This window comes from Collinsella sp. AF08-23 (assembly GCF_003479805.1).
Classification (GTDB): Bacteria; Actinomycetota; Coriobacteriia; order Coriobacteriales; family Coriobacteriaceae; genus Collinsella.
Map to the genome: position 1 here is coordinate 1 of NZ_QUHV01000011.1, position 12,807 is coordinate 12,807.

Sequence of the window (12,807 nt, forward strand, 5' to 3'; positions counted from 1 at the left end):
TCGAAATTTATCGATGGCCTATTTCAGACTGTAATGGGGTATCCCCAAACTAAGGTAGAGACTCTTGACGAGGGCGGTTCTGCGGCGGGCGAGGCCTCTGCTGTGAATGAGGTTCCTGCTGTAGATGAGCCCTCAAAGAGCGAGCCCACGCCGGATGCCGCGCCCGAGGCCGGGCAGACGCCTCAAGACCAGAATGCGACCGGCGGGCAAGATGCTACGCAGGATCAGGCAGATGGGCAGTCTGGCGTGGAGGACGCCGTCGACGGCACTGCGAACGAGGGTGCCGAGTCGGACGCCGAACAGGATGCCGCGCAGATTGAAGGCGCCGAGGTTCTGCAGCAGGGCGATGGCGAAACGACGGGCAACGTGCTGGTTGCCGATCGCGCAGCGGTGAATGCACTGGGTGGCCGTGACTATGTGGGCCAGTCTTCGGCGGTCATCAACGGTGTTACCTACATCCTCATTGGCAACGAGCAGCAGCTGCGTGCGATTGGGTCCGATAAAGATGTTGTTGGTGGCGTCGTGTATTCGATCGGTCAGGTCTATGTCGGCCTTGCTGGGTTGGGTACTTGGATCGATCGAGACGGGCATGTAGAAACACTTGAATACAACGGCGATGCCGACCTTGCTCCTGGCGAAGAGCTTCGCGGTAAGGAGTTCCACAACGGTGGTTTCGAGCTGCTTCCCGGAGCCGTACGCACGCTGTATTTCACCAAGAATGCTGATGGGACGCGCAATGAGGACCCTGTTACAGGTCTTAAGTACTCCTCCGATGCCAACTACATCATCTTCCGAGATATCGATGTGAGCGACACTGCTTGGGAGCCTCTCATGTTTTCGGGCACCATGCTCGGTGCGAAAGCGGCGGACGCCGCAACGGAGGGCAACTTGTGGGAGAGTTTTGATACATCTGCCCCAGATGGCCTTAAGGCCGATGCGAGGCGCCCGGTCATTTCGGGCGTTCGGGTGCGTCAGACTGGAAAGCTCGATATATCGAAACATCAAGGTGTTGGCTTTTTCGGCACTATCTCGAACGGCGTAAATGCGAACAATATAGGCGTCTCCGCAGGCGAGGTTTTGGTAAAAAACGTCGCTCTCGATGACATCGACGTTGTTAACGAGTCCGTGGAAACCGAGGAGCCGGCTTCGCTCATTGGTGCGCTCACGGGTTTGCTTGGTGGAATTTTGGGCGGAGTGCTCGGCCTCCTCTTGCCGAACCTCGGCCTCGAGGAAGCGCTCAATGGTTTGCTGACGACTCGCAGTAAGGATCCAACAACGTTTGCCACGGGCGCATTTGCCGGTCGAATTATCGGTGATGTCCGCGTAGAGGGCTGTGTCGTAACAGGGGCTACGGTAAAAAATGCCCCCGCGGCTGCCGTCCCCACCTCATCTCCTTACGCCGGAATCACCGGCGGATTCGTCGGCTACATGGCGGGCGAGGTTGAATATGATGGCCTGTCGGAGGTCCTTGGGTTTACCGAGAAGGCCCTTGAGGCCCTGCTGAATGTGCTCCCGGGCATTGGGTTGGGAGACCTCATCCAGATTCTTTTGGGAAATGTTCTTGACGTGGGCAAGCTCATTCCAACGGGCTACTACAACCCCAAGATCATCGACTCATCGCTTGGCCTCAAGGCGGCTGCCCCAGCCATCGGCTCGGCTCGCGCCCAGGGTGCGGGTGGCTTTGTCGGCGTGCAGGTTGGCTCGATTATCGAAAGCTCCGAGATTGCTACACCGGTGTCAGTTGAAGCGAGTGAATTTGGAGGCGGGTTCGCAGGCGTAGAGCGCAACGGCCAGCTTGTGGGTGCGCTCAATACTGTGGGCGTGGATCTGCTTACGCAGTTGGGCGAGCTCATCAAAAAGACCAAAACCCAAAGCCTGCTGCTTGATTGCAAGCTTATGCAAGGCGCTACGGTGCGTGCTAAACAATATGCGGGCGGCATTTCCGGCGCCATGGCAAATAGCTATGTGGTGAATTGCGCTGCAGAGGGCGCCATGAGCGTTGAGGCGACCAAGTCAGATGCTGGCGGAGTTGCGGGAGCCGCGCTCCTCGGGTGGGGTACGTCGATAGGCGAGAAGCAGGACCACACGCTTTTGAAGTCGGTGACGGCCTTGCTCGGCAATCTGACGAACGGGAATGAGGGAGTGGATGTCGCTTCGAGCGGCCTGCTTGCGCTTACGGGCATCGAGCCAAGCGTTATAGCCGGCGTGCAGTTGAAGAACGTCGTCAGCGTGAGTGCTGGCGAAAGCCATGCCGGCGGCATCGTTGGTTGCGGTGAAGCTACACGAATCGGTTCATCAAACGATGAGATGCTCGGGGAAATGATCTATTGGTCTAAGGGTAGTCAGCTGCCTAAACCCGCAGAACAAAATGTAGCTGCTTCGGTATCGAGTGTGAGCGCGGCAAAAGATTACGCTGGCGGTGTTGCGGGGGAGCTCGGGCCGGGTAACGTTGCAGGGCTGCTCAACGCCACGATTGACGTCGGCGATGTCAAGATGTTCTGGATCAAGGACGTGGCTCTTACTGGTGCCGCAAATGGTTTGGCTGTTCATGCAGGCGGTTCATATGTGGGTGGTGCTGTGGGCTGCGCTTCCGGCGGAAAGATCGCAAACGTCACTGTGGACAAGCTTGCCTCAGTTAGCGCTGCAACGTATGCGGGTGGATTTGCGGGCTTTTCCGGCCCAGCCGATGCTGCTGGATCGGGCGGTATCAACTTGCTCGGAATCATCAAGATCTCAGGCTTGCTTTCTATTGCGCAGTACTCGGCGCTTCACATCGTGTCTTCGAGCGTTAAGGGTATCGATGCAGGCTACACCGTTGAGGCGACCCGTGCGGACGGCAACGCAATTGCTGGCGGTTTCTTTGGGCAGGCAAATAGTTCCCTGGTTGCCGATTGTCATGCGCGCCGTATCAAGAGCGTGATCGCCCCCAAGGAAGGGGGCAAGGGCACTGCCGGCGGATTCGTGGGGCTTTCGGTGACGGGAGGCCTGGCGGACGCGCTGGCAGATGATGCGGGCGGTAACGGTGGTCTCGACGGCCTGCTGCACGATGTCATTAAAATAGATAATTTGCTCGGTGCGGTGCCCTATCTTATTCCGAAATATTGGGGCGTCGATGCTTCCTATGTTAACGGTGGCATGGTCTCGGGCTCCGTTGCCGGTGGTTTTGCCGGAGACTTCCAATCAGGAAAGCTCAATCAGTTTGGTAAGGACGACATGGAATCCCTCGTCAATCTGGTGGGCGAAGCTTCAGCTAACACCATCAAGGCGGACGTCGAGAAGGGTCCATGGGCGGTTATCAATATTGCCGAGGTGGATGGCGGCCTGTACGCAGGTGGTTTTGGCGGCATGGTGCGTTCTGGCTCCTTGGCAAACGCCTCTGAGGGCGGCATCCAAATTCTGGGCAAGCTGGGGGGCACGCTCAACATTTCGCAGTTGTTGGATGTCGTACAGGCGTATGTCCCCTACGTCTCGTATGCGGGCGTGCATTCCGATGACGCGACCGGTTCCGGTGGCTTTATAGTGTGCGCGACGGATACGAGCGATGCGGACGCCAACGCCGGTTCGGCTGGTGGCTGGGTTGGCTGGGGCAGTGCAATGCAGGTATCGACCTGTTCAGTTGATGAGCTCAAGCATACGAGCGTCGTAGCTCCTAAGGATCTCGAGGCCACGACGGCAGAGAGCTATTACACCGAGGCGTCTTCATATAGTGTCGACGCGCCGCGTAATGCCGGCGGCTGGGCCGGCAAGATTGACGTGGGATCCACTGCCGCCGCAGGTTCTGGATTGGGCCTGCTGGGACAGAGCATCGCTCTGACCGACTTGCTGAGCGCGCTCAACGTTATGGTTTCGACGGTCGAGCACTCCGATGTTGCTGGCGCGATTGGCGGCCTTTCGGTTCGTGCGAACGGCACGGCAAAGACAGCAGAAGGAGTGAAGCCCATCGGGCATGCGGGCGGTTTTGCCGGCGTGCTGGCGGGCGGCCACGTACAGGACTCCAATGTCTCGGAATTTGATTATGTGGTCGGTCGCGAATCTGCTGGCGGATACGCCGGAACGATGACTCCGGGTGATGTGGCAAGCGTGCTCGGCAAGGAGAACGCCGCGTCCATTATCAATAACCTCATCAATGTGGATAGCCTTCTCTCGCTTGTTCAGGATTTCGTCCCTACGGTGCGCAACAGCTATACCGAGTGCGTTCCTTGTGGCGGCGCCGTTCGCGCCGAGGCGGAGGCGTCTGGCTCCACGCAGCGTGGGTGCGCCGGTGGCTATGTTGGAATGCTCGATGGCGGTCACATTTGGGGAAACGACACGCGTGCATGGAAGGACGTAAGCGTCGGCGCTTCATATTCCGGCGATCAAAATGTTGCGGCTGCGCGTCGTATCCGTTCGGTGTTCGGCACCGAGTTTGCTGGCGGCTATGTTGGCCTTATGAAGCCGTCTGATACCGCCTCTGCTGGTGGGTTGTCTTTGTTGGGTGGACTCATTAAGGCCGGCAACCTGGTGAGCACGCTTTCCATGGTGTATCCCACAACCGAGAATACCGAGGTATCTGGCCCGTTGCGTGGGATTGACATCGCTACGTTCGAGTCGTGGGTTGAGCATGTTTCCAAGTACGATGCATATGGCCAGGAATTCGCCGACATCATAGAGAAGCTAAAAGACAAGGCCATCACCACACAAGATCAACTTGATACCGCCCTCGCCAAATACGTCTTTGGCTATAACGTGGTTGCCGGGCGTGCATCTTATGGAAACGGTTCGCTCGAACATGCCGGCGGTATGGCAGGCGGCTACGTAGGCCTCATGCGTACGGGTACAGTTAGCAATGGCCAGGCATACGACACGAAGCTTGTACGTGCTATGCGCGCGGCGGGTGGATTCGCCGGCGGCATCGAGGCGGGGAGTGCTGCCAGCATCGGTGATGTAACGCTTTTTGACAAGATAAATGTTGATTTGGGCGCACTGCTCAAAACGCCGCAGGTGTTTGTTCCGGTGGTTAAATCTTCCAGTGCGCATGGCTTCCGTTCTGGCTTGACCGTGCGCTCAACGGGAACCGAGCTCAACCATGGCATGGGTTATGCGGGTGGCTACACCGGCTATGCACTCGGTGCGCAAATCTGGGGTGATTCCGCGCTCGCTGGTCAGGATCCTTCAGGTTGTAATGTCTTGAATTTACGTCGTGTTGCAGGCACGAGTGCTGTTGGCGGTTTCGTGGGTCGCGCGAGTGGCGGTAGCGTTGCTTCGGTGGATACCGAAGTCAGCGATGGCCTGATCCAATCACTCCTTGATGGGCTCATCGGCTCGCCCGGACAGCTGGTGGATGCACTTAAGGCCACCGTTACCACTATCCGTGGTGCCCATGTGAGCGCGGCTGCCGAGCCGGGCTCCGCTGAGGCGGCTTGGGGTTTTACTGTTGAGGGCGAGTACCGCGACGGCGATACGACTAAGTACGCTACCTCGGCGGGCGGTTTTGCCGGATCTCTTGAAGCGAGTGTCTTGGGCTCGATCGAGGGCGATTTGGACGATTCTACGCAACAGCTATCGGTCAATGGCCTGCGCGCCGTCGAGGGCGGAGCATATGCGGGCGGATTCTTTGGGCTCGGCGATGTTGGTGGAGTTGCGAGCGTGGGCGGCCAAGGTGCTGACGCCCAATCAGGGACTACGCTGCTTGAGCTTATCAAGCTCGGCAACGTGGACGTACTCGATGCGTTCCGAACCTTCATCTATCATGCTCACGTTAACGGCGTTTCGGATGGTATTCGCGTCGAGGCCCATGAGCAGACGTCCGAAGGTACGGGTGACGAGAAGCGCTATACCGGCACTGCCGGTGGATTTGGCGGTACGTTGCTCAATGGCTCCATCAAGGACTGCTCCGTCGAGCGCTTGAATGCGGTGACGGGCCTCAATTACGCAGGTGGCTTCGTGGGTCATCTGGGCAAGAGCGGTACGGTTGACGTGGACGAAGCTGATGCCGGTGTCGGCAACATTCTCAAGTTGCTCGGTGCGACGGCAGGCGTTCTCGACATCTGGGGCAGCCATGTCGAGCGCTGCACGGTTGATGGCATCGATGCCGGCTACACGGTTGCCTCCACGCATGGGGCGCCGATCACGAGTGATGCGGCTTCTGAGCAGCTCGATGGTCAGGAAATGGCAGCAGGCTTTGTGGGCTTTGCCGATATGGCGAAGATCGATGACTGTCATGTAACCGATCTCAAGAAGGTGACAAGCGGTCAGATTGCCGGTGGCTTTGTGGGAAAGACCACCATGGGGTTCGTTGCCGATATTGATGCCGGGTCTCCCGTTTTGTTGGAGTCTTTGCTCCTGATTGTCAACGCGCTCGTTAAGCTCCTGTATCTTCCGGATTTGCAGGACAAGCTCGGTCTGCTCAACATTAAGATCCTTGACATCATTGATCTCAAGGTTCTGTCGGAGGGCAACACGCTTTACGTCAACCTGCTTGGTTTGCGCATAGGTGTCGCGCTGTCCAAAAAACAGGACAGCAGCGACCCCAATGCTACCGACGTCGCCGTTATCACCATCGGGGATTCGACCATCAGCTTGCCGTGCAATGAGAAAGGCCTTGTCGGAGAGGACGATGGACTCAAATCGAACCTCAAGGTCACGCTCATTAAGGGTAACCGCACCAACATTACCAACAACTCGGTGACGGGCGTCGCCTCTGGTTACGACGTGTACGGTGGCGGTGCCACAGACACGAGCAACGGCTTTGGCATTGGCCGATACGATGACGGAAGGGGTACGCTGGGCGGATACGCTGGCGGCTTCGTGGGTCTCTCAAACGAGAGCGTGCTCGACAAGAATAAGATGGCGTACTGCGATGTGGTACGCGGCAAGGGCCATGATGGTCAGAACGCTGGCGGCGGCACGATCACGGGCCCCTTCACCGGCATGACATACCTCAAGACCACCTATGAGCAGCTGAACGAAAAGAAGAAGATCGAGACTGGGAATTTCTATTCCATCTACCGCGGTGCTAACGACAAACTCACAGAAGCCCTCAAAGGCGCTGGCGAGAGCGTGTTCGCCGATATGGTGTCCGATGATGCAGCGGTGGGCGGAGGAGCGTTTGGGCTCGACATGAACCGTTATGACGTTGCGGTGCGCGAATCAAAGGGCATTTCAGAGTTCGATGAGCTTCAAGGGGCCGTCGAAAGCGGTACGGGAGCACAGCGCAAGCTCGATGCGTATCAGGAGAACGGCGCCAAGGCTGTGCTCATGCGCGATACGCCGCAAACTGACAATGGTGCTGGCCTTACTCCGGAGCCCGGCGATGGGCAGGATCCTTGCTCCGAGACGGTCGATCTCACGTTGCAAAAGGTTTGGGATGACCTGGGCAATCGCGACCAGACGCGCCCCAATGCTGTGAACTTCTATATTTCGGCGACCTATACGGATGCGAACGGCCAGTCGGTTGTCCAGTGGGTTGCCCCCGTTGCGGGAGGCGGCTACGAGTTGGTGGCTCAAAAGACCGCCGTGAAGCTCACCGCGGCAGACCTTTCTCCGCACTCAGAGACATGGCGTCGAGTGCTAACAGATTTGCCGGTGGCGTTTGAGGATAAAAACTCGAATCCTGCCGCGGTTCGCTACTACACCTATCAGGTTGAGGAAGTGTCGATCGACGGGTATTCCGTGGTGTACGACGTTGATGCTACGGAGCGTGTAATCACGGTGACGAACGTTTATCGCCCCATGCTCCCCGAAACGGGCGGTGTTGGCACGTGGCTTACGGTGCTGGCGGGCGGCATGCTGCTCGCGTGCGCTGCCTACGAGCGTCGCCGCAGGTCGATGGCGTATGCCGGATACGTACCCGCGCATTTTGCACCCTCTCGCCCACGGCTTGAGCCCATGCGCCCCCGACGCTTGCGCGCGAGAGGTGCGCGCCAGCAGATCACACGCGGCGGATCGGGCCGCGCACCGAGATAGGTATCTCCCGCGGCGCAGGTAACGCGTCGCAGCAGATAGGCAGTTGTTCATGTCATACGTTTGAGGGAAGGAATGATTCGATGAAAACGATGACAAAACGCATCGCCAGCATGGCGCTGGCGGTCTTGATGGCGGTCGTGATGCTCGCGAGCGCCGTCCCCACCAAGGCCTTCGCGGCAGGTACTGGTAAGCTCACTGTGACATGTGATAGCGCCGAGTTTGCGAACAAGGAGGTGAAGATTTGGAAGATGTTCGATATGACGGTGAGCGGCGCCGGCACGGGCCAGGAGTCCTACGGCTATGCCATCAATTCCGTTTGGAAGGACCTCTTCATCGAGAAGAGCGCCGAATGGTCGCTCGGCTTGACCGAGGGCTCAACGGACGAAGAGGTCTCTGCGGCTGCCTACAAGTACATCAGCAATCTCGGCGATAAAAACGCTGCCAATGTAACTGCGTTTGCGAAGATTGCACGCGATTGGGCAGTTGCAAAGTCGCTCCAAGCTGATAACACGCAGAATGCAGGCCCAGATGCGCCGTACACCGCTGCGTTTACCGGTCTTGACTATGGTTACTATGTGGTGAGCCCCGCCACCGGCTCAACGAGCTCGGCACGCAAGACCGACGCCATGCTGATTCCCGTCAAGGACGACAAGGCAACTATCAAGCTCAAGTCCGAGTATCCTACGGTCGAGAAGACGGTTGACGGCAATGATAAGGTCAATGCCGAGATTGGCAAGGAGCTAACCTTTACGCTGAAGGCGAAAGTACCCGATGTAAGCGAGTACGAAAAGTATCAGTTTGTGTTCAAGGATACCTTGTCCAAGGGTCTGACGTTCGTCGCCTTCGATTCGGTGAGGATTGGCGGCACTAAGCTTGAGGCGCCGAACGACTACACGACTACCAATCAGCAGCCCGATGGCGAGGGTAAAACTGAGATTCGTGTTGACCTTGGTGCGCATGACGGGACAATCTATGATGCGAAGAATCTGTTTAATGGTAAGGCGGGCCAGGATATCCTCGTGACCTACAAGGCCTACATCAACGCCGATGCCATCGTTGGCCAGGCGATCCCCAACAAGGCAACGGTTGATTATTCCACCAGCCTGGACGGCACCCAAACCGGCACTTCCACCCCCGATGTGACCCATCAGTATGATTTTGGCTTCAAGCTTAAGAAGACCGATGACACCGGGCAGAAGAATCCCCTTGCTGGTGCCGTCTTCGAGCTTCGTCATGCCGCGGCGGGCGATCCTATCAAGCTCGTCATGAAGTCCGACGGCGTATATCGTCTTGCGCTTGCCAGTGATCCCGAGAACCAGCAGGTGACGAAAGTAACGACTGGCGATACGGGCATCGTCCAGTTCGAGGGTCTTGCCGTAGGTGATTACTATCTGGTTGAGACCGTGGCCCCCGAGGGTTACAACAAGCTCGCCAAACCCATCAAGATTACGATCACCGATATCACTACGGACGGCACAAACCCGACCTGGCAGATCAAGGTTAACGACGCGCAAGACGTTCAGGATGGTTCTTCCGACAACCTTCCTGAGGTTGCCGTTGAGAACAACAAGGGCACCCTGCTCCCCGAGACCGGCGGCATGGGCACCATCATCTTCACGCTCGTCGGCGCCGCTGCCATCGGCTACGGCATCTACCGCAAGCGCACGGCCAAGACCGTTGCGTAATTTGGTTTCGCGATGAAAAAGTCCCGCGACTGGTTCTCAACATTGGCAATCATCGGCGGTTTGCTGCTGGTGCTCTACCCGACCATCTCGAACTTCCTTAACCTGCGCAACGCCACGCGCGTGATCGAGCAGTACAGCGAAGCGGTCGACGAGCTCACCGACGATGAGGCACAGCAGCTCATGGATGCTGCCCGCACCTACAATGCCAAGCTCGCGGGGCTCTCGGGCATCCCGGCTGCCGACGGCGGCTGGGATGCCATCGACGCCTCACTGGCCGCCCAACTTCGCGAAGAGTACATGGGCCTGCTCGACCTCACCGGCACGGGCGTGATGGGCTACATCACCATCCCGCGCCTCGACGAGACCATGCCCATCTACCACACCACCGAGGAAAAAGTCCTGCAGGTGGCCACGGGGCACATCGAGACCTCGTCGCTGCCGGTGGGCGGCGCGTCTACCCACGCGGCGATCTCCGGCCACCGCGGTCTGCCCTCGGCCAAGCTCTTCACCGAGCTCGACAAGATGCAGCTCGGCGACATCTTCTACGTCCGCGTTCTCAAGGAGACCTTCGCCTACCAGGTGGACCAGATTCTCACGGTGCTACCGGAGGAAACCGAGGCGCTTGCCATCGAGCCGGGTGCGGACTATATGACGCTCGTCACCTGCACGCCCTACGGCATCAACTCGCATCGGCTTCTCGTGCGGGCGCACGCGATTCCGTTTCTGCCGTCCATGCTGGACGAGGTGGGCGTGATGGGAAGCCCCATCAACCTCTCGTGGCCGCATCTCGCGCTTATTGCAGGGCTGATTCTTGCGGCGATTGTGTTGGCGAGCCTGCGCCTGCGGCAGGTGCAGCGGCGCGACGGCGTGCAAGGCGGTACGTATGGGAATGTGGACGGTGTTGCCCGGAGGCGAATGATGGGAAAGGAGGACGAACATGAGCATGGCGGACGCCACTTTGCATAAGCGGGTTCCCGTGCTGGGACGGCTTTGGCCATCCGTCGCGCGCCTGGTTGCCCTCGTTCGCCGGGCGGCCTTTGCGCTCCTGTGCGTCTGTGCCGCCCTCGTCCTGTGCGTTGCTCCTGCTGCGGTCATCGCCGCACCTGTTGGATCCATTACCCTTGATTGCTCGGTTGAACGTGACGGGGTGGATGCGCCCCTTGCGGGGGATCGCTATGCCGCGGTCCTCGTTGCTCGCGCCTCTGTTGACGCAGAGGGCGTGCGCCACGAAACGCTCGACGTCTTTGCCTCCGCCGATTGCGCGTGGGCGGAGCTGGATGCCGGCGGGCTTCGCGATAAGGCGCGGGAGGTCCATGACCTTGCCGTCGACGCCGCCGTTGAGCCTGTGGGCACGCTTGGCACCAACGCGAGCGGCGTGGGCGCCGTGTACGGGCTGGAGCCGGGCATCTACCTGCTCTACCGCACGGAGACGGCACCTGCCAATGTCGACACGACGACCGACCCGTTTTTGGTCGGTGTACCCACGTTTGTGGACGGCGCGCTCACCTACAACGTGACGGCGCACCCTAAGTTTGAGGTTGAGAAGCCTCCTGCCGGCGGGGATCCGGAGCCCGGCGCGCCAGGCAACCCCGGCAACCCCGGCGGGATGTTTCCCGGTTTGGATATGCCCTCGACGGGCGATATCCAGATGATGCTCGTCGGCTTGCTGCTCATTGCCGGTGTTGCCGTGCTTTGGCTGTCGCGTCGCGTTTCGGCCTCCGGCGACGCCAGCGCCGATGAGGGCGCGCGCGAGCAGAATTAGCCAGCGCGATTTTAATTGGGGCATTGCCCTCACATTGAGGTCGCGGCCGCCGATGAGCAGGGCCGGCGATGAACAAGCTGAGGGTGCAAAACTTTCGGATATGCGGGCTTTGTTTTCGCAGTGCGGAGTAGAGGTCGTTTCTGCTTGGCAAAACCGCAGGATTTTGTGGGGCAAAATGTCCGTCTACTCGACCAGTCGGATTCGAAGCCCGCATATCTGGAAGAATTGATCACGCATCGTCCCCAATCTACCTCACTCGAGAGACTGTCCCCACATTGAGGTCCGGCCTGCGGTGGGGGAAGCAGGCGGTGGGGGAGGCCGGCGGGAGAAGCTTCCGGCTCCCGTCTGCTCCTCAACATGAACACTTGTCCATTAACAAACGATATCTAGGTGTCTGTAATCCAACACCCCATCTGAGCGCTACAATAGAAGAAACACCTGCGGATGGCCCGCCCGAGCATACCCGTGAGGGAGCTCGGGCGGGCCTTCGTCTAAAGAATGTAAAGGGGCACGCCCATGGCGCAGATCAGCATCGATTACTTTTCCAGCTCGCTCATGCGAACCACTACCATCGACATCATCTTGCCGTTCGACGGCATGGGGGAGGCGATGGGCGTGGACGCGGCGCTCGCGCGCGGCGAGGACGAGCGCACGGCGCAGGCCGCCTACCCGCCGGAGCGCGAACCTTACCGGGTGCTCATCCTGCTTCATGGCATAACCGGCAACCACACCGACTGGATCTCGGAATCGCGCATCCGCCGATGGGCTGCCGAGCGCAACCTCGCCGTGGTCATGCCGTCGGGCTACAACGCCTTCTATCTCGACCAGCCCGCCCTGCATAACTTCTACGGCCGCTTCGTGGGGCAAGAGCTCGTGCAGGTCATACGCCGCATCTTGCCTGTTTCCAATCGCCGCGAGGACACGTTCATTGGTGGCATCTCCATGGGTGCGTACGGAGCGCTGCGTGCCGGCCTCAAGTACAGCGAGAACTTCGGCGCGATCATCTCGCTCTCCACCGCGATGGTGGCGGACACCATCGAGAGCGTGGTTAACGACGACATCTTCTTCCTGAGCCGCCCGTTTCTGGAAGCCACGTTCGGCGACCTGTCGCAGGTGCCGGGCAGCGACAAGGACCCGGCGCGCCTGGCGGCTGACATCGTCTACTGCGATCGCCCGCGCCCGCGCGTCTTCATGGCATGCGGCTCGAGCGATCCGCTCGCCTATCCCAACCGCGTGCTCGCCGACCGCATGCGGGCAACGGGTCTGCAGGTGGAGCATCGCGAGATGCCCGGCGGCCACGATTGGGAGTTCTGGAACATGGCGCTGCCGCAGGCGCTCGACTGGCTCGTGCATCCGTGACTGGCGAGGCTTGAGAGGCTCTGCCTGGCATGCGGCCTAATTCGACTCGCGGCCCGC

The 12,807-nt window shown here is 59.3% G+C and carries 5 protein-coding genes; all 5 read left to right on the top strand.

Annotated features, from left to right (window positions below; genetic code table 11):
* The first annotated feature begins 33 nt into the window (after positions 1–33).
* Entirely contained in the window at positions 34–7,944 is a 7,911-nt protein-coding gene (locus DWV48_RS06885; RefSeq protein WP_118654082.1) for a Cna B-type domain-containing protein, read from the top strand.
* A gap of 80 nt (positions 7,945–8,024) precedes the next feature.
* A complete protein-coding gene (locus DWV48_RS06890; protein ID WP_118654083.1) occupies positions 8,025–9,629 on the top strand; it encodes a SpaH/EbpB family LPXTG-anchored major pilin in 1,605 nt (534 codons plus the stop codon).
* A 12-nt stretch (positions 9,630–9,641) separates the two neighbouring features.
* Positions 9,642–10,595, top strand: coding sequence for a class C sortase (locus tag DWV48_RS06895; protein ID WP_118654084.1), 954 nt, complete (start codon positions 9,642–9,644; stop codon positions 10,593–10,595).
* The gene (locus DWV48_RS06900; RefSeq protein WP_118654085.1) at positions 10,567–11,391 is read left to right on the top strand and encodes a prealbumin-like fold domain-containing protein; all 825 of its coding nucleotides are present in this window, start codon (positions 10,567–10,569) and stop codon (positions 11,389–11,391) included. The genes DWV48_RS06895 and DWV48_RS06900 overlap by 29 nt, the downstream gene beginning before the upstream one ends.
* 516 nt (positions 11,392–11,907) lie before the next feature.
* Positions 11,908–12,750: an alpha/beta hydrolase family protein gene (locus DWV48_RS06905; RefSeq protein WP_118654086.1), complete on the top strand. Its 843-nt coding sequence runs from the start codon at positions 11,908–11,910 to the stop codon at positions 12,748–12,750.
* Positions 12,751–12,807: the final 57 nt, after the last annotated feature.

Excerpts from the sequence above, each read along its gene's own strand:
- DWV48_RS06890 (WP_118654083.1), top strand. The coding sequence starts at position 8,025 with ATGAAAACGATGACAAAACGCATCGCCAGCATGGCGCTGGCGGTCTTG.
- DWV48_RS06905 (WP_118654086.1), top strand. The coding sequence starts at position 11,908 with ATGGCGCAGATCAGCATCGATTACTTTTCCAGCTCGCTCATGCGAACC.
- DWV48_RS06895 (WP_118654084.1), top strand. The coding sequence starts at position 9,642 with ATGAAAAAGTCCCGCGACTGGTTCTCAACATTGGCAATCATCGGCGGT.
- DWV48_RS06900 (WP_118654085.1), top strand. The coding sequence starts at position 10,567 with ATGAGCATGGCGGACGCCACTTTGCATAAGCGGGTTCCCGTGCTGGGA.
- DWV48_RS06885 (WP_118654082.1), top strand. The coding sequence starts at position 34 with ATGGGGTATCCCCAAACTAAGGTAGAGACTCTTGACGAGGGCGGTTCT.